This window comes from Buttiauxella sp. (assembly GCF_049686335.1).
Classification (GTDB): domain Bacteria; phylum Pseudomonadota; class Gammaproteobacteria; order Enterobacterales; family Enterobacteriaceae; genus Buttiauxella.
The window spans coordinates 1-21,677 of record NZ_JBAVHX010000022.1 but is presented as its reverse complement, the minus strand read 5'-3'; the positions used below and the strand labels follow the sequence as shown (position 1 = coordinate 21,677).

At 49.2% G+C, this 21,677-nt stretch carries 21 protein-coding genes and 1 tRNA gene; 5 read left to right on the top strand and 17 right to left on the bottom strand.

Translation table 11 applies throughout. The features are described 5' to 3' along the window. Window positions 1-6 precede the first annotated feature (6 nt). Window positions 7-759 carry a 2,3-diphosphoglycerate-dependent phosphoglycerate mutase gene (gene gpmA, locus WBL83_RS14740; protein WP_424589847.1) on the top strand — a complete coding sequence of 251 codons (753 nt, stop codon included), beginning with the start codon at window positions 7-9 and terminating at the stop codon, window positions 757-759. Between the two features lie 63 nt (window positions 760-822). Here gpmA and aroG read toward each other — a convergent pair whose 3' ends face one another. Next, entirely contained in the window at window positions 823-1,875 is a 1,053-nt protein-coding gene (gene aroG, locus WBL83_RS14735; RefSeq protein WP_424589846.1) for a 3-deoxy-7-phosphoheptulonate synthase AroG, read from the bottom strand. A 320-nt stretch (window positions 1,876-2,195) separates the two neighbouring features. Here aroG and WBL83_RS14730 point away from each other — a divergent pair, with 320 nt between their 5' ends. Continuing rightward, a complete protein-coding gene (locus tag WBL83_RS14730; protein WP_424589999.1) occupies window positions 2,196-2,573 on the top strand; it encodes a YbgS-like family protein in 378 nt (125 codons plus the stop codon). 122 nt (window positions 2,574-2,695) lie between these two features. Then, window positions 2,696-3,625 (top strand): CDF family zinc transporter ZitB, encoded by a 930-nt coding sequence (gene zitB, locus WBL83_RS14725; protein ID WP_424589845.1) that lies wholly within the window; start codon window positions 2,696-2,698, stop codon window positions 3,623-3,625. Here the strand turns inward: zitB and pnuC are convergent, their stop codons facing one another. From pnuC to mngA, 16 genes are all read right to left on the bottom strand, one after another. Beyond that, window positions 3,626-4,342, bottom strand: a complete 717-nt coding sequence (gene pnuC, locus WBL83_RS14720) for a nicotinamide riboside transporter PnuC (RefSeq protein WP_424589844.1) — start codon at window positions 4,340-4,342, stop codon at window positions 3,626-3,628. It abuts the gene before it with no gap. 42 nt (window positions 4,343-4,384) lie between these two features. Next, the gene (gene nadA, locus WBL83_RS14715) at window positions 4,385-5,446 is read right to left on the bottom strand and encodes a quinolinate synthase NadA (protein ID WP_424589843.1); all 1,062 of its coding nucleotides are present in this window, start codon (window positions 5,444-5,446) and stop codon (window positions 4,385-4,387) included. Between the two features lie 335 nt (window positions 5,447-5,781). After that, window positions 5,782-5,857: transfer RNA gene (locus tag WBL83_RS14710), tRNA-Lys, on the bottom strand. A 164-nt stretch (window positions 5,858-6,021) separates the two neighbouring features. Continuing rightward, window positions 6,022-6,819: a cell division protein CpoB gene (gene cpoB, locus WBL83_RS14705; protein WP_424589842.1), complete on the bottom strand. Its 798-nt coding sequence runs from the start codon at window positions 6,817-6,819 to the stop codon at window positions 6,022-6,024. Between the two features lie 9 nt (window positions 6,820-6,828). Next, window positions 6,829-7,350, bottom strand: a complete 522-nt coding sequence (gene pal, locus WBL83_RS14700) for a peptidoglycan-associated lipoprotein Pal (RefSeq protein ID WP_064544887.1) — start codon at window positions 7,348-7,350, stop codon at window positions 6,829-6,831. Between the two features lie 26 nt (window positions 7,351-7,376). Then, window positions 7,377-8,669 carry a Tol-Pal system beta propeller repeat protein TolB gene (gene tolB / locus WBL83_RS14695; protein ID WP_424589841.1) on the bottom strand — a complete coding sequence of 431 codons (1,293 nt, stop codon included), beginning with the start codon at window positions 8,667-8,669 and terminating at the stop codon, window positions 7,377-7,379. Window positions 8,670-8,800: 131 nt separating this feature from the next. Next, complete coding sequence (gene tolA / locus WBL83_RS14690; RefSeq protein WP_424589840.1) at window positions 8,801-10,057, bottom strand: cell envelope integrity protein TolA; 1,257 nt, start codon at window positions 10,055-10,057, stop codon at window positions 8,801-8,803. An 86-nt stretch (window positions 10,058-10,143) separates the two neighbouring features. Next, entirely contained in the window at window positions 10,144-10,575 is a 432-nt protein-coding gene (gene tolR, locus WBL83_RS14685) for a colicin uptake protein TolR (RefSeq protein WP_064559844.1), read from the bottom strand. Between the two features lie 10 nt (window positions 10,576-10,585). Continuing rightward, window positions 10,586-11,272: a Tol-Pal system protein TolQ gene (tolQ, locus tag WBL83_RS14680; protein ID WP_424589839.1), complete on the bottom strand. Its 687-nt coding sequence runs from the start codon at window positions 11,270-11,272 to the stop codon at window positions 10,586-10,588. After that, a complete protein-coding gene (gene ybgC, locus WBL83_RS14675; protein WP_424589838.1) occupies window positions 11,269-11,673 on the bottom strand; it encodes a tol-pal system-associated acyl-CoA thioesterase in 405 nt (134 codons plus the stop codon). Before ybgC ends, tolQ begins: the two co-directional genes overlap by 4 nt. Window positions 11,674-11,820: 147 nt before the next feature. Next, complete coding sequence (gene ybgE / locus WBL83_RS14670; RefSeq protein ID WP_120065683.1) at window positions 11,821-12,114, bottom strand: cyd operon protein YbgE; 294 nt, start codon at window positions 12,112-12,114, stop codon at window positions 11,821-11,823. Beyond that, window positions 12,114-12,227, bottom strand: a complete 114-nt coding sequence (gene cydX, locus WBL83_RS14665; RefSeq protein ID WP_424589837.1) for a cytochrome bd-I oxidase subunit CydX — start codon at window positions 12,225-12,227, stop codon at window positions 12,114-12,116. Before cydX ends, ybgE begins: the two co-directional genes overlap by 1 nt. Window positions 12,228-12,241: 14 nt before the next feature. After that, window positions 12,242-13,381: a cytochrome d ubiquinol oxidase subunit II gene (gene cydB / locus WBL83_RS14660; RefSeq protein WP_424589836.1), complete on the bottom strand. Its 1,140-nt coding sequence runs from the start codon at window positions 13,379-13,381 to the stop codon at window positions 12,242-12,244. Between the two features lie 15 nt (window positions 13,382-13,396). Next, entirely contained in the window at window positions 13,397-14,965 is a 1,569-nt protein-coding gene (cydA, locus tag WBL83_RS14655; protein WP_424589835.1) for a cytochrome ubiquinol oxidase subunit I, read from the bottom strand. 720 nt (window positions 14,966-15,685) lie between these two features. Further along, window positions 15,686-18,328, bottom strand: coding sequence for a mannosylglycerate hydrolase (gene mngB, locus WBL83_RS14650; RefSeq protein WP_424589834.1), 2,643 nt, complete (start codon window positions 18,326-18,328; stop codon window positions 15,686-15,688). A 25-nt stretch (window positions 18,329-18,353) separates the two neighbouring features. Continuing rightward, window positions 18,354-20,273 (bottom strand): PTS 2-O-a-mannosyl-D-glycerate transporter subunit IIABC, encoded by a 1,920-nt coding sequence (gene mngA, locus WBL83_RS14645; protein WP_424589998.1) that lies wholly within the window; start codon window positions 20,271-20,273, stop codon window positions 18,354-18,356. A gap of 184 nt (window positions 20,274-20,457) precedes the next feature. Here mngA and WBL83_RS14640 point away from each other — a divergent pair, with 184 nt between their 5' ends. Then, window positions 20,458-21,174, top strand: a complete 717-nt coding sequence (locus tag WBL83_RS14640; RefSeq protein ID WP_424589833.1) for a GntR family transcriptional regulator — start codon at window positions 20,458-20,460, stop codon at window positions 21,172-21,174. A gap of 274 nt (window positions 21,175-21,448) precedes the next feature. Continuing rightward, the coding region (locus WBL83_RS14635; RefSeq protein WP_424589832.1) for a contractile injection system protein, VgrG/Pvc8 family at window positions 21,449-21,677 on the top strand (229 nt) is incomplete at its 3' end.

Here is a 21,677-nt window from a genome sequence, read left to right as displayed (position 1 = left end):
TAAACTATGGCTGTTACTAAGCTGGTTCTGGTTCGTCACGGTGAAAGCCAGTGGAACAACGAAAACCGCTTCACGGGTTGGTATGACGTTGATCTGTCTGAGAAAGGTGAATCTGAGGCGAAAGCTGCAGGTAAATTGCTGAAAGACGAAGGCTACTCCTTCGACTTTGCTTACACTTCTGTGCTGAAACGTGCCATCCATACACTGTGGAACATCCTCGATGAACTGGATCAGGCCTGGCTGCCGGTTGAAAAATCATGGAAGCTCAATGAGCGCCACTACGGTGCATTGCAAGGTCTGAACAAAGCTGAAACCGCAGAAAAATACGGTGATGAGCAAGTTAAACAATGGCGTCGTGGCTTTGCGATCACGCCTCCAGAACTGGCGCGTGATGACGAACGTTTCCCGGGTCATGACCCACGTTATGCAAGCCTGACCGATAAAGAGCTGCCGGTAACTGAAAGCCTGGCACTGACTATCGATCGCGTTATCCCTTACTGGAACGAATCCATTCTGCCACGCATGAAAAGCGGCGAGCGCGTAATTGTTGCGGCTCACGGTAACTCCTTGCGTGCACTGGTTAAATTCCTTGATAACCTGAGCGAAGACGAAATTCTTGAGCTGAATATCCCAACTGGCGTGCCGTTGGTATATGAGTTCGACGAGAACTTCAAACCGCTGAAGCGCTACTATCTGGGCAATGCTGATGAAATCGCAGCAAAAGCCGCAGCGGTAGCAAACCAGGGTAAAGCGAAGTAATTTGTTAGATGTGAAAAAGGCGTGGTGAAAACCACGCCTTTTTTATTGGTGCAACGCAGGAATTTACCCGCGACGGGCTTTAACTGCTTGCGCCAGCTGGCGCAACACCACTTCAGTATCTTCCCAGCCGATACAGGCATCGGTAACACTCTTGCCGTAAACCAACGGTTCGCCGCTTTCCAGATTCTGGTTACCTTCAACAAGGTGACTTTCGATCATCACACCGGTAATGGCTTTATCGCCACTTGCGATTTGCTGGCAAACATCGGCGCTGACTTCCAGCTGCTTCTTAAACTGCTTGCTACTGTTGGCATGGCTAAAATCGATCATGACCTGTGCAGGCAGACCCGCTTTTTGCAGGTCAGTTTTAACCTGATCCACATGGGCTGCGCTGTAGTTAGGCTCTTTACCGCCACGCAGAATGATATGGCAATCGCCATTACCACTGGTGGTGACGATTGCAGAGTGACCCCATTTGGTCACAGACAAGAAGCTGTGCGGCGCGCCAGCAGCGTTGATTGCGTCAATCGCCACTTTCATGGTGCCATCAGTACCATTTTTGAACCCAACCGGACATGACAAACCGGATGCCAGTTCGCGGTGAACCTGAGATTCTGTAGTACGTGCACCAATGGCACCCCAGCTCATCAAGTCCGCCAGATACTGTGGCGTGATCATGTCTAAGAACTCACCCGCTGCAGGAAGGCCGGAGTCGTTGATATCCAACAACAATTTACGAGCAATACGCAGACCATCGTTGATTTGGAAACTGTTATCCATCTGAGGATCGTTAATCAGACCTTTCCAGCCTACCGTCGTGCGTGGTTTTTCGAAGTAAACCCGCATGACGATCTCCAGCTCGCCCTGGAGTTCTTCACGCAATGTCAGTAAACGTGCGCCATATTCTTTCGCCGCTTTGACATCGTGAATAGAGCATGGGCCGATGACCACCAGCAGACGATCATCATTTCCTTTCAGAATTTTATGAATCGCTTTGCGAGCGCCAGATACCGTTGCAGCTGCTTTTTCAGTGGCAGGGAATTTTTCGAGCAGCGCTACTGGAGGCAAAAGTTCGTTGATTTCTTTGATGCGTAAGTCGTCGTTCTGATAATTCATGATATTTCCGGGGCTGGCCTTTAGATTTAGCTTAGTTGCAATCCCTTCAATCTATCGCTTCAAGCCTGAAGTGTAAACGGGCTTTTACACTTCAGACGGAATATTCCTGGAAATGGCCTAAAAGCGGTCAATAAATGGTAAAAGCTCGGTTTGCCGCTACAATTTTTAATTGTAAACACTACAAAGTTGCAATTTAGCAAAATTGTATTCTGATTAGCATCTCTTTGTCGGTAACTATCGCCTGTTGAGATCACTTAACCAGAATAAAGCCATTGCACTGTTGGAAGAAGTTATCCAGCAATAACGACCATAACAGGAGCATCATAATGAATAAATTAACCACTCTTTTCCTGACAGCAACCCTCTCACTCGCCAGTGGTCTGGCAATTGCCGCAGATACTAGCGGTGACAATAATGGCCAGGCGAATGCCGCTGCATCGGCAGGTCAGGTAGCGCCTGATGCAAATCAGAACCTCGCGCCAAAAGGCGTTGATAATAGCAATATCAACAATAGCGGCACGATGCTTCATCCAAATGGCTCAACCAGCAGTAGCGGTATGACCAGCGACGGGATGAGCAAAGATGAGATCCATAAAAATTCGATGTGTAAAGACGGTAAATGTCCTGACACCAACAAAAAAGTTGAAACCGGTAGCGGCGATGACGTGAATACCAAAGTAGACGGTACTACACAGTAAAATCAGCGCGGTGAAAACTTAGGGGAGCTTAGGCTCTCCTTTTTTATGAGTTTTATTCAATAACTTAATCCATTTTCGTGCTTATAATTAGCGCATCGTTGTTTATCAAATAATGAGAAACTATGGCGCATTCACATCAGCATCCCTCGGGTAATTCCAACTCCAAACGGCTGTTCTGGGCATTTGCGGTCACAGCGTTATTTATGGTGGCGGAAGTCATCGGCGGCGTGATTTCAGGGTCACTTGCCTTGCTTGCAGATGCGGGGCATATGTTAACGGATGCAGCTGCGTTACTGGTCGCGTTAATGGCAGTGAGGTTTGCACGTCGTCCTCCAAATGCCCGGCATACTTTCGGCTGGCTACGTCTGACCACGCTTGCCGCATTTGTGAATGCCATTGCACTGGTGGTGATTACGATTTTGATCGTCTGGGAAGCGATAGTGCGTTTTTATCACCCGCAACCCATCGCTGGCTGGACAATGCTTGTCATTGCTTTTGCCGGGTTACTGGCGAACCTGTTTTCATTTTGGATTTTGCATCGCGGAAATGAAGAAAAAAATATCAACGTGCGGGCTGCGGCGCTGCATGTATTAGGGGATTTGTTAGGTTCAGTAGGTGCCATCGCCGCGGCGCTCATTATTCTGTGGACAGGCTGGACACCCATTGACCCGATTCTCTCCATTCTGGTTTCATGCCTGGTGCTACGCAGTGCGTGGAATTTACTTAAAGAGAGCGTTAATGAGCTGCTGGAAGGCGCGCCTAATGCCATCGATATCCCCGTTCTGCAGCGCAAGCTTATCAGAACGATTCCCGAAGTACGTAACGTGCACCACGTGCATATCTGGCTGGTCGGTGAGAAACCACTAATGACGCTGCATGTGCAGGTGATACCTCCACACGATCACGACGCCCTGCTCGCACGCATCCACCACTTTCTGAGGGATGAATATCAGATTGAACATGCGACGGTACAAATGGAGTATCAGATTTGCCACGGTCAGGACTGCGATTTAAATGAGCATGACCATCCTGGCCATGCTCATCATCACTGATTAAGAAAGTGCACGTGAGCCGCGTTCACGTGCACTGTTGATCCACATGCGGCTGCCGTTGAGCGCAATAAACGTCAGGATCAAATATTCAAGTGACATCGCGTAGACACCCTGCAATGCAAAGATAACTACGCTTATCACGTTCACGATAACCCACAACAGCCAGTTTTCGACGTATTTGCGAGTCATCAGGATCATCGCCACAATCGACAACACCATCATGCAGGAGTCCCAGAACGGGAATGCATCGGGTTGAAGCTCAGGCATCATCACATTTAACCCCAGGGCCTGCATCACGGAAACGGCCGTTCGGGTCAGGAAGGCAAACACCGGATCGATAAACACGGTCATCAAGCCAATCGCCCCTACACAAATGGCAAGCCATGCAATCGCTTTGGGCAACGGTAACCAGCGAATTTGTAGCGCTGCCTGATTCCCGCTTGTCTGCCTTGACCATGCGTACCAACCGTAAATGTTGGCGACAAAGAAAAATAGCTGGAGCAACAGGCTCGCGTAAAGCTGGATTTGGAAGAAAATAACCGCAAATAACGTGACGTTGATTAAACCGAACGCGTAATTGCTGATTTTTTCTAAACTTGCCAACCAGATACACAGTAAACCCGCCACGGTACCAATCGCTTCAATCCACGATAAATCATACCCGCCTGTCCCGATGGGTATGTGGACCAGAATGTTCTGCGTGCTAAAAAAATCCATATTCGCTCCTGAACGTAGTCCCTAAGTAGCGGGGAAAAATAGTTACGCATTACCCTTAATATTGCGTCGCAACTCGGCGGCAAAATCTAGCATTCGATTTAAAGGCACCAGCGCGCCTTCACGCAACGCAGCATCAACCTTAATCTCATGCTCAGCTCCACCCTGTTCAAGTCCCTCAGCGATGGCTTTAAGGCCGTTCATCGCCATCCACGGACAATGGGCACAAGTACGGCAGGTGGCACCTTCGCCTGCGGTAGGTGCTTCAAATAACTCTTTATCCGGACATGCCTGCTGCATTTTGTAGAAAATACCGCGGTCAGTAGCCACGATCAGCTGCTTATTTGGCAACGTTTGAGCGGCTGCAATAAGCTGGCTGGTCGAACCGACAGCATCAGCCAAATCCACGACCGCTTGCGGCGATTCAGGATGCACCAGAACTGCAGCATCAGGATAAAGCGCTTTCATGCGCGTTAACGCCTGAGTTTTAAACTCATCATGCACAATACACGCACCCTGCCAGCACAAGACATCTGCACCGGTTTGCTTTTGCACATAACTTCCAAGGTGTTTATCCGGTGCCCAAATGATTTTCTGACCAAGACTGTCGAGATGTTCAATTAATTCAACTGCAATGCTGGATGTCACCACCCAATCAGCACGCGCTTTTACCGCAGCGGAAGTATTAGCATAGACGACCACAGTGCGATCTGGGTGTTGATCGCAGAACGCATTAAATTCCTCAATCGGGCAACCGAGATCCAAAGAACATTCGGCGTTAAGCGTTGGCATCAGAATGGTTTTTTCCGGGCTGAGGATTTTCGCCGTTTCGCCCATAAAGCGAACTCCTGCTACCAGTAGTGTGGTTGCAGGATGATTTGCTCCAAAACGTGCCATCTCCAGAGAATCAGAGATACAGCCGCCCGTCTCTTCAGCCAGAGCCTGGATTTCAGGGTCGGTATAGTAGTGAGCCACCATGACAGCATTCCGCTCTTTTAGCAGACGCTTGATTTTCTCGCGGTAAAATTGCTTTTCGTCCGCGCTCAAAGACTGTGGCTTAGGTGGGAAAGGATAAATCGCTGTTTCTGGATCGAACATTACGCTCATAGTGCTTTCTCGTTTGACTGACTTAACCAAATTAGCACTTTTCTGATGAACAACGACCAGAAACGGCTAAGGTTGTTTTGTATGCTAAACAAGATAGCGAATTATGGCAGGATTGTCGTGGGGAATTTAATTTCAACGCGGAATTGCAGATAGCAAAAAGGCGCCTTTAGGGCGCCTTTCTACATTGGTGGGTCGTGCAGGATGATTACTCGTCTCTTCCTGAGACTCTCCCTCCGGGCCGCCGAGAGCGGCGTTCAAAATCGTTCCCGACGATTTTGTCGACCTGCTGCAGGTTCAAACCCTACACGTTCACTTACTTCGTACTGCTTCGAAATTGGTGGGTCGTGCAGGATTCGAACCTGCGACCAATTGATTAAAAGTCAACTGCTCTACCAACTGAGCTAACGACCCAATTTCGAGTCACTTCGGGTTTGTTTGATATCCCTTGGCAACGGCGGCATATATTACTGATTTAAGATTTTGACGCAACAAGAATTTCGATCAAGATCACCTAATGGCTTGCGTTTCGTTCGGCTTGACCAGAAAAGCAGCAATATCTGGTCAGACCGTACGCACTACATCGCATTCAGACGTTTTTGCGCCTGCTTTGCACCATCGGTATTTGGGAACTGTTTGATCACTTGTTGATAGACAGCTTTCGCTTTGGCGGTATCGCCTTTGTCTTGCATGATCACACCGACTTTAAACATGGCATCCGGTGCCTTAGGAGATTTTGGGTAATTTTTCACCACAGAGGCAAAATAAAACGCCGCATCATCCTTTTTCCCTTTGTTGTAATTCAACTGACCGAGCCAGTAATTGGCATTTGGCTGATAAGTTGAATCCGGGTACGTTTTAATGAAGCTCTGAAATGCTGCAATAGCCTCGTCCTGACGGGACTTATCCTGCACCATCGCAATAGCCGCATTGTAATCGCTGTTAGCATCGCCACCCTGCACAGGAGCAGCAGCTGCCGGTGCGTTAGCTGCCGCACCAGCATCAGGTGCAGCAGTGTTTGCTGCACCTTGATCAGCAGCACCCGCTGCTTGCCCTGCCGCAGCACCGCTGCCGAGACTGTCAATCTGCAATAAAATTTGCTTCTGACGCTCCACAACCTGATTCAATTGGTATTGGCTTTCCTGAATTTGACCACGCAGGGAATCAATATCATTTTGATTATCAGAGAGTTGTTGCTGGAGTTGGGTTAAAAGTTGACTGTGAGCGTTAGAAATACGCTCGAGTTGTGTGACACGGTCTTCGACCGAGCCTGAGCCGACACTACTGATTGGCGCCTGAGCAGTAGCGGCCCAGGGGGCCGCTATGCCAACCAGTAACGACAGACTCAACAAGTGATGTCTGAGGTTACTGTTCATGCTGTTCTCTTAGTAAACCAGTACGGCACGACGGTTTTTAGCGTAAGCCGCTTCGTCATGACCCAGTACTGCTGGTTTTTCTTTACCGTAAGAAACGATGGAGATCTGGTCTGCAGAAACGCCTTTACCTTGCAGGTACATCTTAACAGCGCTAGCACGACGCTCGCCCAGGGAGATGTTGTATTCTGGGGTACCACGTTCATCCGCATGACCTTCAACAGTCACTTTGTAAGATGGGTTGCTACGCAGGAAGTTAGCGTGCGCATCCAGCATTGCAGCAAATTCAGAAGAAACATCATATTTGTCCAGACCGAAGTAGACGATGTTGTTCTGTTGCAGCTGTTGCATCTGCAGGCGAGCCTGTTCTTCAGATGACATGTTGCCATTGCTACCGTTAGCGTCCATACCAGTGCCGGCGCCCAGCATACCTTCGCCGCTCTCGTTGTTGGCGCTCTTGTTAGAACTACACGCAGCGATTGCCATAACAGGCAGTGCCAGCATCAGCCCTTTCAGCACTTTGTTCAGTTGCATTTCTTTGATCCTTTAATATTTTATTATCACAGATACGGCGACCAGGCAGGGAATTTAACCTGACCATCGGTTGCCGGAAGACGCGCTTTGAAACGCCCATCTGTTGAGACCAGATTCAGCACAGATCCCATCCCCTGAGAAGAGCTGTAGATTACCATCGTGCCGTTAGGTGCCAGACTTGGCGTTTCATCCAGGAACGTTGACGATAAAGTTTGTACGCCACCCGCTACCAGATCTTGTTTGGCGATATGTTGTTGCCCACCATTGGAGCTCACCATCACCATAAACTTGCCGTCGGAACTCACATCGGAATCCTGGTTCTGCGAACCTTCCCAGGAAATACGTTGTGGAGCACCGCCATTTACATTCACTTTGTAAATCTGAGGACGACCCGCCTGATCGGAGGTGTAAGCCAGGTTCTGGCTATCCGGGAACCAGGTTGGTTCAGTGTTGTTGCTACGTCCATCAGTTACCTGACGAATCTGGCCTGAGCCAATATCCATCACATACAGATTCAGGCTACCGGTTTTCGACAAAGCGAACGCCAGTTTGCTGCCGTCTGGAGAGAAGGCTGGTGCACCGTTGTGACGTGGGAAAGAGGCTACCTGACGCACTGCGCCATTTGCCAGAGTCTGGATAACCAGCGCTGAGCGGCCACTTTCAAACGTAACATAAGCCACTTTGCTACCATCTGGAGACCAGGCTGGTGACATCAACGGCTGTGGAGAACGGTGAACCACGAACTGGTTGTAGCCATCGTAATCAGAGACACGTAGTTCATAAGGGAACTGGCCGCCGTTAGTTTGCACTACGTAAGCAATACGAGTACGGAACGCGCCTTTGATACCAGAAAGCTTCTCAAACACTTCATCGCTTGCAGTGTGACCTGCATAACGAAGCCATTGCTTGTTCACTTTGTAGGAGTTCTGTGCCAGCACAGTACCTGGTGCGCCAGAGGTATCCACCAACTGGTAAGCTACGGTATAGCTGCCATCACCATTTGGTGTAACCTGACCAACGACAACGGCATCAATACCCAGAGCAGTCCACGCGGCCGGTTGCACTTCCTGAGCGGAGCCAGGTTGCTGCGGTAAACGTGAACGATCCAATGGATTGAATTTGCCACTGTTACGTAAGTCAGCAGCAACGATGCCGCCAATATCTTCTGGTGCTGCACCTGGGCCTGCCCATTTGAACGGCGCCACACCAATCGGACGTGCTGAATCCACCCCTTGGGTAATTTCAATACGAACTTCTGCGTGCAGTACTGCTGCCCACAGCATTAAAAAGCCTAAAGCTACTCGAAATGCCTGCTTCATCATATCTCCCTTATCTGGACCCATAGCCCACGATAATTTAGCAGAATGTTAACAAACTCAAATACACAAAACTACCAAAACCCTGTGACACAGCCTGGTTAGTTTTCCTCACTTTCGCGAGGAAAATTTTACTAAGGCTTAAAGTCGATAGGGGCGTTTTTGAAAACTTCATAAACGTCCTGGCTTGGCGGCTTCGGAATCTTCGCAAGACGCGCTGCCGCGACGGCAGCCTGACAAAGAGCCGGGTCGCCACCTTCTGATTTGATATCAAGTAACAGGCCATCAGGAGCCAGTTTTATGCGCAATGAGCAGGTCTTGCCGGTAAAGGCAGGGTCCTGATAAAACTTGCTCTCAATTGCTGCTTTTATCTGTCCTGCGTAACCATTGATTTCAGCACCAGAAGCGCCATTATTTTTAGTATTCCCTTTTCCGGCGGCAGCTGCGCTATTACCTTTCGCTCCTGCCCCAGCTTTCGGTGCATTCTTACCAGAGCTCAGGTCGCCGAACAGATCGTCAACACCTGCAGCCGCTGCTTTATCGGCAGCAGCTTTATCAGCTGCAGCTTTTTTCTTAGCATCTGCAGCCGCTTTCTTATCAGCGGCAGCTTTTGCAGCAGCAGCTTTATCAGCCGCGGCCTTATCAGAAGCAGCTTTCTCTGCCGCAGCAGCCTCTGCGGCTTCTTTAGCAGCAGCTTTTTTAGCAGCTTCAGCAGCCGCTTTTTTCTCTGCATCTTGCTGAGCTTTCTTCGCGGCTTCATCAGCCGTTTTCTTCTCAGCTTCTTGCTGCGCCTTTTTAGCGGCAGCAGCCGCGACAGCAGCAGCTTTTTTAGCCGCTTCTTCAGTGGCTTTCTTCTGTGCATCCGCAGCAGCTTTCTTCGCGGCTTCTTCCGCAGCCTTCGCCTGGGCATCAGCCTGAGATTTTGCCTGAGCATCAGCTTGAGCTTTGGCTTTCGCCGCGGCTGCTTCAGCCTGCTTCTGTTGCTCCTGCGCTTCTTTCGCTGCGTCTTGCGCCTGTTTCTGTTGCTCTGCTTGTTGCTTCGCTTGTTCCTGCGCTTCGAGGCGTTCTTTCTCCAGTTGCTTCAGACGCTGTTGTTCAGCAGCCTGTTTTTCCTGGAGCTCTTCAGCCTGCTGTTGCGCTTGTTTCTCGCGCTGCTCTGCCGCACGTTTGCTACTCGCCTGTTGCTGTTGCTCGCGATTGTATTGCTGAACAACAGCACCTGGGTCGACCATGACCGCGTCAATAGCCGAACCCCCACCGCCGCCAGCACTGGCGTCGATGTGCTCGTCAAACGAACTCCAAATCAGGACTGCAATCAAGATGATATGCAGGATCACTGAGACGATTATCGCGCGCTTGAGCTTATCGTTTTCTATGGTTGCCTTTGACACTATCGGTTCCCAAATATAGCAAGATATACCCGTCATACTTCATGTTGCAGCCAACGCCCCTGCAACATGAATTATTTAGGAATAAATCAGATTGGCTGCGTCATCAAACCGACGGATTTCACACCTGCGCTATGCAGCATGTTAAGTGCTTTGATAATTTCCTCGTAAGGAACATCTTTAGCACCACCGATCAAAAAGACCGTTTTTGGATTTGCCTGCAAACGACGTTGTGCTTCCGCAACAACCTGTTCGGACGGCAACTGATCCATACGATCTTTCTCAACCACCACGCTGTACTGCCCTACTCCGGACACTTCAATAATGACCGGCGGTTCATCGTTACTGCTCACCGTTTGCGAATCTGTAGCATCCGGTAAATCAACCTCAACGCTTTGCGTAATAATCGGAGCCGTTGCCATGAAAATGAGCAACAGCACCAACAGTACGTCTAGCAGAGGAACGATGTTAATTTCGGACTTTAATTCCCGACGACCACGCCCACGTCCACGTCTGGCCATGACTTACCCCTTACTGCTTATCGCTGCTGGTAAAAGCCTGACGGTGCAGGATAGCCGTGAACTCTTCCATGAAGTTGTCGTAATTCAATTCCAGTTTGTTCACACGTTGGTTCAGGCGGTTATACGCCATAACCGCAGGGATTGCAGCGAACAGACCAATTGCGGTTGCAATCAGTGCTTCTGCGATACCTGGCGCAACCATTTGTAGAGTTGCTTGTTTTACCGCACCCAGTGCGATAAAGGCATGCATGATCCCCCAAACCGTACCAAACAGACCGATGTACGGGCTGATGGAACCGACCGTTCCGAGGAATGGAATATGCGTTTCCAGCGTTTCCAGCTCACGGCTCATGGAAATACGCATGGCGCGAGATGCCCCTTCAACGACCGCTTCAGGTGCATGAGTGTTAGCACGATGTAGTCGGGCAAACTCTTTAAAGCCTGAATAGAAAATTTGTTCAGAGCCAACAAGATTGTCACGGCGGCCCTGGCTTTCTTGGTAGAGACGGGACAATTCAATGCCCGACCAGAACTTATCTTCAAATGCTTCTGCTTCACGAGTAGCAGAATTGAGGATTCGCGTACGCTGAATAATGATTGCCCATGATGCAATGGAAAAACCAATCAAAATCAACATGATGAATTTGACCAGAAGGCTAGCCTTCAGGAACAAATCAAGGATATTCATGTCAGTCACTGCTTGAACTCCGCGACAATAGACTTGGGAAGCGCACGAGGCTTCATTAGGTGTGGATCAACGCAGACGATCAGTACCTCAGCTTCGTTGAGTACCTGATTATCGGCATTGACGATTCGCTGTGTAAATACCATTGAGGTACCACGCATCGATGTAATTTCACTTTGGATTTCGAGTAAATCGTCAAGTCGGGCAGGCGCAAGGTAATCTACTGTCATCCTGCGAACGACAAAAGCGACGCGATCCGCCAACAAATCTTGTTGATTAAAATTGTGATGGCGCAGCATCTCAGTGCGTGCTCTTTCATAAAAAGCAACATAACTGGCGTGGTAAACCACACCACCGGCGTCAGTATCTTCGTAGTAGACACGAACCGGCCATCGAAACAGCGTTGTACTCACTTTACATCCCGGTAATGCAATTAAACGTTGCTACTATACGCAAGAGGATGGGGGTTGGGAATGGGTAGCACTAAACGTTAGGTAAATATTTATGGGCTTGTTAAAGCCCATAAATTCTGTGTAAAAATCTTTAAGGTTAAAGAAGCATCAGAAGAAAAAAATAGCCAGTCCTGCCAAGAGAACCAGTTGCGCAGGTAGCGGACTAAAAACGCCCTGCCACAGCACTTTACGAGGGCGGAAACCCACGCCATGTATCACGCCGGTACAGACTGCCCACATCAGCAAAAAACCATGCCAGATAGCAAGCTCACTGGTTTTCGCTGCGAAGCGGGACGGATCCCAAAACATACACCCGGCGAGGATTAATGCCATGATCAAGGAAAGAGCCCTTAAAGGGCTCTTATCCATTACCGCATACAGCTTTGCGATAATTCCTTCCATCAAATTTCTTCTTTACCGGCTTTTGTCGCTTCTACGTGCTCAAGCGCCAGGGCGGTAATAATACCGAAAGCACAGGCAAGAAGCGTCCCCAGAATCCATGCAAAGTACCACATAATCAGCTCCTTACTTAGTACAGAGAGTGGGTGTTGCTTTCGATATGTTCTTTAGTGATTCGACCGAACATTTTCCAGTAACACCAGGTGGTGTAGATGAGAATGATTGGTACGAATACCGCAGCAACATAGGTCATCACGTTCAGCGTCAGCTGGCTGGATGTCGCATCCCACATGGTCAGACTAGCGTTCAACATGGTGCTTGAAGGCATCACGAACGGGAACATCGCCACACCAGCAGTCAAAATCACACAAGCCAGTGTCAGTGAGGAGAACACAAATGCCATCGCACCTTTTTCCATGCGAGACATCAACACAGTCAGCAGCGGTAGAACCACACCTAAGGCAGGGATGAGCCACAGAATCGGCATATTGTTGAAGTTCACAAACCAGGCACCTGCCTGACGTGCAACTTCTTTAGTCAACGGATTCGATGCAGCGTGGTGGTTCAGCTCTGACGTCACAACGTAACCATCAATGCCGTACATCACCCAAACACCAGCCAGTGCGAAGCACACCATCATTACCAGCGCTGAGATTTGCGCCGCAACTTTGGCACGCAGATGCAGTTCACCCACGGTACGCATTTGCAGGTAAGTGGCACCCTGAGCAATGATCATCGAAACGCTCACGACACCTGCCAACAGGCCAAACGGGTTCAGCAACTGGAAGAAGTTACCGGTGTAGTACAGACGAAGATATTCATCCACATTGAACGGAACACCCTGCAACAGGTTGCCGAATGCCACACCAATAACTAATGGTGGCACGAAGCTACCGATGAAGATGCCCCAGTCCCACATGTTGCGCCAGCGCATGTCTTCAATCTTCGAGCGGTAGTCAAAACCTACCGGACGGAAGAACAATGAAGCCAGTACCAGAATCATCGCTACATAGAAGCCGGAGAACGCAGCAGCGTAAACCATCGGCCAGGCGGCGAACAAAGCGCCACCAGCCGTGATAAGCCATACCTGGTTACCATCCCAGTGCGGGGCGATGGAGTTAACCATAATGCGGCGTTCAACGTCTGTACGGCCAATGATACGGGACAGCATACCGACACCCATATCAAAGCCATCAGTGACTGCAAAACCAATCAGCAGAATGCCAACCAGCAGCCACCATATAAAACGTAATACTTCATAATCGATCATTTGACGACTCCTGTCTTAGCGTGCCGGCTGAGAAGCCACATTGGACTGCTCAAAGTGATAGCGACCTGTTTTCAGACTGCTCGGCCCAAGGCGAGCAAATTTGAACATCAGGAACAGTTCCGCCACCATAAACAGCGTGTAAAGGCCGCAAATCAATACCATGGAGAAGATCAGATCGCCTACGGTCAGCGAGGAGTTAGCGACCGCAGTTGGCAATACTTCACCGACTGCCCATGGTTGACGACCGTATTCGGCAACAAACCAGCCGGATTCAATCGCAATCCACGGCAATGGGATGCCATAGAGTGCTGCACGCAGCAGCCATTTTTTCGAGCCGATTGCGTTACGCGTTACCGTCCAGAAGGAAGCAGCGATAATGAACAGCATTAGGAAGCCACAACCAACCATGATACGGAATGCAAAGTACAGCGGCGCAACGCGTGGAATAGAGTCTTTGGTTGCTTTCTGAATCTGCTCTTCCGTCGCGTCGGAGACGTTCGGGGTATAGCGTTTCAGCAGCAGGCCGTAACCCAGGTCTTTCTTAATGGCATTAAAGTCATCACGAACTGCCTGGTCGTTAGACCCTGCACGTAACTGTTCCAGCAGGCTGTAAGCCTTCATGCCGTTACGAATACGTTCTTCGTGTTGCACCATCAGGTCTTTCAGACCGATAACTGGGGTGTCCACTGAACGGGTCGCAATGATGCCCAACGCGTAAGGAATTTGAATCGCGAAGTGGTTTTCTTGCTTGTCCTGGTCAGGAATACCAAACAGCGTGAAGGATGCAGGAGCCGGTTGTGTTTCCCATTCGGCTTCAATAGCAGCCAGCTTGGTTTTCTGCACGTCACCCATTTCGTAGCCGGATTCATCACCCAGCACGATGACAGACAGGATTGCCGCCATACCGAAGCTTGCAGCGATGGCAAAAGAACGCTTCGCAAATGCGACGTCACGGCCTTTAAGCAAGTAATAGGAGCTAACGCCAAGGATGAACATCGCGCCGCACACATAGCCAGATGCTACGGTGTGAACGAATTTAACCTGAGCAACTGGGTTCAATACCAGTTCGGAGAAGCTCACCATCTCCATGCGCATGGTTTCGAAGTTGAAGTCGGAAGCAATTGGGTTTTGCATCCAGCCATTCGCAACCAGAATCCACAGTGCTGAGAGGTTAGAGCCAAGCGCGACTAGCCAGGTCACCGCCATGTGCTGAACTTTACCCAGGCGATCCCAACCAAAGAAGAACAGACCAACAAAGGTGGATTCAAGGAAGAACGCCATCAGGCCTTCGATGGCCAGCGGGGCACCAAAAATGTCACCCACGTAATGTGAGTAATAAGACCAGTTTGTGCCGAACTGGAACTCCATGGTTAAACCGGTGGCCACACCCAAAGCGAAGTTGATACCAAACAACTTGCCCCAGAACTTGGTCATATCTTTATAAATTTGTTTACCTGATAAGACGTAAACCGTTTCCATGATGGCCAGCAAGAACGCCATACCGAGCGTTAGTGGCACAAACAGGAAGTGGTACATCGCGGTCAAGGCAAACTGTAAGCGCGACAGTTCGACAATATCCAACATCTTGACTCCTTGCTCTTCGCATGAAGACTTCGACCATGGTTCACCCGCAGGTTCCCCACAACGCATGCCCTAATACAAAAACATTAGCTTCCAGACTTCATCCTTCGTGTACTTTATTTACATGTAACAAAGAAAGATGAAAGGTTACAAACACGTTAATAAAAATCAAAAATAATCCGCAAATATATTACCCTGCAATTTCCCTACAATAAACAGGTAATTGCTTAGAGTTATTTACGTTTCTCGACAGTGATCAATTTATAGCGAAAATGTCCACTAACCGCCATCTTGATCTGCAACAATTTACGCGCTTTCGCACCCTACTTGCTAGTTTTAGATATTGATCTAGCGCAATTAATTCTCGGATTGTTAATTTGGTTTCTGACCACAATGAATGGTGAACTTGTTGTTAATGATATGTTTTCAAAAAGACGTTTTCGTTAAATGCAAGAATGATAGCTATACACAAAAGCTATTTATTTGAAGCACTATCAGAAATTAATTCCTCAACAACTAATTTCACGTTGCGTTAATCACCTCGGGGTATTTTCCCGGGTTCATTTCCTTTTTTGCTTGTCAGCAACATTTATTTTACTTTTAATGTTATGCAGATTAACAAATCATTGCTTTTGATAAAGTTAGACGTCTGACAAGTTCGTCAAGAAAAACAGAAAGACCACGTAAAAACGTGGCCTCCGGGATAGGAATTAAGCAATAACACTATCTTGGGCGAACTATCGCCAGGCTAAATGTCCGCGACTGACAGGGTTTAATTTTGGAAAACTGCCCTGGGCTTTCTCCTTGTTGTGACAATGGTTTTTCATCCATTCCTGTCTCCTTCCAGCCAACAACGGGCAACGTACATGCCACCATCCCTTCGCTTACCTGTTGCTCGTCAGGGTTAAAGATACGAATAATCAACTCATCGCGGTCTTCGGCCTTTTTAAGCGCACTGAGCATACATCCCACTGAAGGCATCGTAAGCAAGCTAAATGTGCCCGGCGTGTCGAAATCTACCCGGTTAAGTTTCATCGCATCGAATGGAATTTTGTTGTAGCACTGCACGGGTGTCAGCCAGGCACGAGCGTGTTGGGCAATTCCTGCGGTCGTAGGCGAACCACTAAATGCCATCAGACTAAAACGACAGCATAGTTTTCCCCGTACTTGCGAATCAGGCGTCAGCAATTTGATGCCAGACGGGCGACCGGGGCGTAAAACCAACTCTTCTTTACCCAGTACCCCCACAGAACGGAATAAGGTCAGCGCAAAAGTGTCTTTGTTCTCGCCAATAATTTCAAACTCACGAAGCCCGTCGGTAAACAGCGCCACACCTTTTTTACCATCATGCAGCGCGGCATAGTTAAGCAAATTCCACACCGGAATCGGCGCTTCTTTCCAGCCCTCTTCTTCCCAGTTTTCCATCGCCGTGTCATCGACCGGGCGTGTAATAGTGCCGAACTGGTTATCTGCCAGCACTGTTGCAGATGGGAAAGGCGTCGGTATCAGCACCCTTACACGGTGATCGTCAGCCTGGTTATCGAGGTGAATTTCCATATCTATGCGACGGCTATTATGTGCAAGCGTGATGTGAAATTCCGCGTCCAGATAACCACTCCCCTGCCGCCCGGCACGCTGTTGAAGATTTTCAGGCAATGCCATACGCAGTTTCAGCGTCGCAGTACTTTGCCAGGCTTCGTGGTTCACTTCGCAAACGTGCGCGCTCGAAGTCGAGTAAATCAACCATTCGGCTTTGGCGGGAGAATAATCATATTCATCGCCATCGTCTGAGCCGTCCTCCAGTTGCAGAACCTGGTCATAGCTCAGGCCACTTTGTTTATCAGTGATATGCAGCGTGCCATTCTGGTTCAGGTCGATGCGGTAGAAATTGTTTTCCAGTAAGGCGTCGCTAACTTCAGGCACAGTATGTTTTAAACCCGGTTTTTGCCCTTCAACATACAACGTGCAATAGCCCATTGCTGGCAGCACCTGGTTGAGCTGAATGTCATATTCCATAAACGGATCGTAATTGCCGTAATGCACGATTTGCCTGTCGACCAGGCCGGGATCGATTTCACGCGCTGCGCGGATGAAATATTCAACTTCATTGCCCTGCTCATCTTTGAGGGAAAACTGGCTGGCGCGAATGCGTATAGTGGTGTTGATCACCTCTTCGCGCGGATATGGCATCATGTTGAAAAACGTCAGTTTATCGGCTGTTGTAGCAGGCATATTGTCGACAATTTTACGCATGTAAAAACGAATCAGGTTTTCAGCCATGTCGTCCGCCAGCACAAAGCGGTTCATGATTTCCTGATGCACTTTGTCGCTACAGCAGCAGCCGATGCTGTCATGCGCATGGTTTTTCAGGATCTCTTTCCACATTTTTTCCAGCAGGCCGTGGTGATATTCAAAACCCAGCGACCACGCGATGGACGCCAGCGGCTCGAGAATATTGACGATTTTGTTCTCAATCTGAGCGTGAGCAATTTTGATATCCATGCGCGTAGAACTGATGGTGCGGTGCACACGCATATACTTGCCGTCGATAAACTCGCCTTTTAGCGTGGCAAGTTTCTCGCGCAATGCTTCAATTTTCTCGAAGACTTCCTCAAAACGGCTCATCACGAACTCGCGCTGCGGGTAAATCTCTCGCAGTTTGTCCATCACCGCGAAGATATTCTGTTGCAGAGGCATTTGGTCATGCCCGTTTGGCAGTAAGATTTCCTGTGTCGCGGAAACCTTTTCCAGCACGTCAAAATAGCTGTCGAGACGTTTACGCAATAAAGCTTCGTCTTCTGGCAAATATTTACCGATAGCATAACCCAGCGGCAGAACCTGGGAGACGACTTCACTGCCATCATTGCTTTGCCATAAGAATTCAGTTCTGTCCGTACCGTGACGCTCTGAACAGCCGCGCCAGAACATCGCGTGTTTAATGCCAAAACCGTTAAAGATATGCGGCAATTGTGCGGACATCCCGAAAGAATCCGGAAGATAACCAATCTTCATCGGTTCGCCAAACGCCATGCAGTCACGCATGCCGTACATCAGGTTGCGAACGATGGACTCACCCGAAACAATCGTGGTGTCAGTCTGCGTATACCACGGGCCGATGATAAGCTTACCCGCCTCGACCAACGCTTTCACACGCGGTTTATTCTCTGGCTTAATCGCAAAATAATCTTCCAGCACGGCCGTTTGCCCATCAAGCACGTAATACTTATATTCAGGGTCACACTCAAGGCGATCCAGAATCTCTTCCATATTGTTAATCAACAGGATGCGTGATTCTTCGGTGGTGAAATACCATTCACGATCCCAATGCATATGGGGAGTGATATGAACACGAGATACAGCTTTCATTCTTGTTTGCCTTACTTCTGAGTGATTACGATAAAACGCTTTCAGTGGAATATTTGCCCTGCTTAACCGCCTGCCTGCGCCACAAAATGAGTACCAATGTAGAAATGGCGGTGCCGACCAACGCTGCGCCAAACCAGACAGCCGCCGCAGCCATGCCGGAATGGTCGCCAGGATGAAGCAAGAACAATGAAAAGATGCCCGCGCCGGGGGTCGATAAACCGATATTCATCGCCCCCACCATCGCACCAGTTACGACCGAGCCGACGAGGAATGAACCAATGACGCGGACAGGATCTTCAATCGCCATCGGGATCGCGCCTTCGGTGATCCCCGCAAGCCCGAGCAGCCAGGTCGATTTACCGGTTTCAATCTCAAAATCCTTAAACAGACGTGGGGCAATCAGAGTCGAAGCGGTGACCGTAAAGGCCGAAACCATTTTGACTGAGGCGAAAATGGCGTAAGGCCCATATACCCCGTTTGCCATTGCGCCGAGGCAAAACGCGTAAGAGGCTTTATTCACCGGGCCACCGAGATCAAATGAACACATGAAACCCAGAATCGCCCCCAGCAACAGGGCATTACTGCCGGATAAACCATTAAGCCAGTGAGTTAAGGAGGTGTTGATCCAGGCGACGGGTTCGCCAATCACAAACAGCATCAGGCTGCCCGCGACAAGCGTGCCAATCACGGGATAAAGGTAGAAAGTAAGGAACCCATTGAAGTTAGGGCTGAGGCGAATGTGCTTTTTCACCCAGCGCATCAGGTAACCTGCGATTAAACCGCCCACCACCCCACCGAGAAAACCAGAGCCAATCATGTTTGCCGCAAGCCCTGCCGCAAAACCCGGGCCGAGCGCGGGTTTATCGGCGAGTGAATAAGCGGTGTAGGCCGCCAGAACGGGCACCATCAGCGTGCCGAGCATGCCACCGCCAAGTTTGCGGTACATCCAAAGCCAGGAGTTTTCGAGATCGAACAAATGCTGCAAACCAAAAATTTGCGCTAATAAAACAGCGACGGCTAACACCGTACCGCCCGCCACAATCAGTGGAACTGCAAACGAAATCCCGCTCAGTAACGCCTGCTTTAATTCGGTTTTAAAACCTGGTGCGGTTTGCACTTCATCTGGTTGCTGCACACGTTCATCAGATGACGCTCTCAACGCCAGTGCTTGCTGCAAAATACGTTCGGCATGTTTGATAGGCTCTGCAACCGGTGTGGTGATGGATGGAATACCTTTGAAGCGTTCGGCTTCTTTTACTGCCACTTCAGCAGCAAATACACACGCGTGAGCCTGATTAATCTGCCGGGCGGTCAAACGCCCTTCCACACCATTTGCGCCCTGTTTCTCGACATAAACATTAATGCCCAGTTTTCGCCCGGCTTTTTCCAGATATTCTGCCGCCATATAAGTGTGCGCAATCCCAGCCGGGCATGCCGTAACACAAACGATCGTCGGACGGGAAGCATCTTCCTCAACCGCTACACTTTGTGGCTCGCTATTTAGCAACGCCAGAAACTCTTCGACTGTGGATGCGAGCATGACTTTTTCGCGTACTTCATCATCAACCAGCGCGGTAGTCAGCGAAGTCAAAAGCTGCATATGTGTTGAACCGGCTTCGCCTTCTGGAATCGCCAGCAGGAAGATCATCCGCACCGCTTCAGGCCCGTCTATACCTTCCCAATCGACAGGTGTTTTCAGCGTTGCAGCGGCAAATGCCGCTTCTCTTACCGCGTTCGTTTTACCATGCGGCACTGCCAACCCTTCGCCGAGTGCAGTTGGCCCCTGCGCTTCACGTGAAAATACTTCGGCCAGAAATTGTTCCAGGTTATGTAGTTTTCCAACCGCAGCCAGTTGTTTCGCCATCGTGTGTATCGCTTCATCACGACTGGCAAACGTCGTTTGCAGTGTGAGCAAATCAGGGTGAGTCAACGCCGTCAGGTTCATCATTCCCTCGTAAGGAGTCGGTTCCAGTTGCCGCAAGCTTACACAGCAAAACAATACCTTTATGTGATCAATTTCACTTCATTAAATATTTGTATGTAATTTGTATTAATACTTATCAGTTAACAGCAGTGATGAATGGCGCTATGATTCGCCATGATTTTTAACGTTCTCAGGGGACTACGTGGTGGCTAAGAAACCGATGTACCGTCAGATTGCCGATACGATCCGCCTACAGGTTGAAAATGGTGAGCTGAAACCAGGTGATGCGCTGCCGACGGAATCAGCACTACAGGCTCAATTTGCGGTGAGCCGCGTCACCGTACGCCAGGCGCTAAAACAGCTTACCGAGCAGCAAATCATTGAGAGCATTCAGGGCAGCGGATCGTACGTTAAGGAAGAAAAGGTCAATTACGATATTTATCAACTGACCAGCTTCTATGAAAAACTGGCTGACCGAAACGTCGAAACCCACAGCGAAGTACAAGTTTTTGAAGTCACCAAAGCCGATGATTTTTTAGCACAACGTCTGCAACTCACCACGGATGACAAAGTCTGGCATGTAAAACGCGTGCGTTTTATCAAACAAAAACCCGTCACTCTGGAAGAGACCTGGATGCCGCTTTCGCTGTTCCCTGACCTGACCTGGGAAGTGATGGAAAACTCGAAATATCACTTTATTGAGAACGTGAAGAAAATGGTCATCGACCGCAGCGAGCAAGAAATCATTCCGGTAATGCCTTCAGATGAGGTCGTTGAAGCGTTAGGAATTGATGCCAGCAAACCGATTCTTGAGAAGATTTCGTGCGGCTATCTGAAGGATGGACGGGTGTTTGAGTACAGCCGCAACATCTTTAAAAGTGACGATTACAAATTTACCCTGGTGGCGCGGCGCAAGCACTAAATCTGTTAACAACCCCTTCACTTATTCCCCCGATAGCATCATTAACGTAATCCCCCAAATGGTGCTATCAAGAGAAATTTCTACTCTGCTAACACATCGAAATGTCCATTTTCTAATTTACATAATCGTGATCTTTATCACGGTTACATCCTCTATCTACCCTTATTTTCAACACCCTCTATTTCATTGATTTTATTATATTTATCAGGCCAATGATTAAATTTTAATTACAGGCTCTGATCAATAATTCCACGGACAGGAAAGGACTTCCATCATGGCTTCAGACGGCACCCGCTTTACCTTCAGCGCCGGGCATACTCCGGCGGACACCTTTGCGGTGGTGGGCTTTAAACTCAAACAATCTCTCTCTTCCCTTTTCAGCCTGGATATCACCGTCGCCTGCAAGGACCCGGCAATTGACTTCAAAAACATCCTTGATGAAACAGCCACTCTGGTTATCTGGCAGGGCGAAGAAATTAAACGCCGGGTGCGCGGTATCGTCA

Bases quoted from the DNA above. Each gene is read 5' to 3' on its own strand.
- gpmA (WP_424589847.1), top strand. From the start codon at position 7: ATGGCTGTTACTAAGCTGGTTCTGGTTCGTCACGGTGAAAGCCAGTGG.
- aroG (WP_424589846.1), bottom strand. From the start codon at position 1,875: ATGAATTATCAGAACGACGACTTACGCATCAAAGAAATCAACGAACTT.
- zitB (WP_424589845.1), top strand. From the start codon at position 2,696: ATGGCGCATTCACATCAGCATCCCTCGGGTAATTCCAACTCCAAACGG.
- pnuC (WP_424589844.1), bottom strand. From the start codon at position 4,342: ATGGATTTTTTTAGCACGCAGAACATTCTGGTCCACATACCCATCGGG.
- nadA (WP_424589843.1), bottom strand. From the start codon at position 5,446: ATGAGCGTAATGTTCGATCCAGAAACAGCGATTTATCCTTTCCCACCT.
- cpoB (WP_424589842.1), bottom strand. From the start codon at position 6,819: ATGAACAGTAACCTCAGACATCACTTGTTGAGTCTGTCGTTACTGGTT.
- pal (WP_064544887.1), bottom strand. From the start codon at position 7,350: ATGCAACTGAACAAAGTGCTGAAAGGGCTGATGCTGGCACTGCCTGTT.
- tolB (WP_424589841.1), bottom strand. From the start codon at position 8,669: ATGAAGCAGGCATTTCGAGTAGCTTTAGGCTTTTTAATGCTGTGGGCA.
- tolR (WP_064559844.1), bottom strand. From the start codon at position 10,575: ATGGCCAGACGTGGACGTGGGCGTGGTCGTCGGGAATTAAAGTCCGAA.
- ybgE (WP_120065683.1), bottom strand. From the start codon at position 12,114: ATGGAAGGAATTATCGCAAAGCTGTATGCGGTAATGGATAAGAGCCCT.
- cydX (WP_424589837.1), bottom strand. From the start codon at position 12,227: ATGTGGTACTTTGCATGGATTCTGGGGACGCTTCTTGCCTGTGCTTTC.
- cydB (WP_424589836.1), bottom strand. From the start codon at position 13,381: ATGATCGATTATGAAGTATTACGTTTTATATGGTGGCTGCTGGTTGGC.
- cydA (WP_424589835.1), bottom strand. From the start codon at position 14,965: ATGTTGGATATTGTCGAACTGTCGCGCTTACAGTTTGCCTTGACCGCG.
- mngB (WP_424589834.1), bottom strand. From the start codon at position 18,328: ATGAAAGCTGTATCTCGTGTTCATATCACTCCCCATATGCATTGGGAT.
- mngA (WP_424589998.1), bottom strand. From the start codon at position 20,273: ATGAACCTGACGGCGTTGACTCACCCTGATTTGCTCACACTGCAAACG.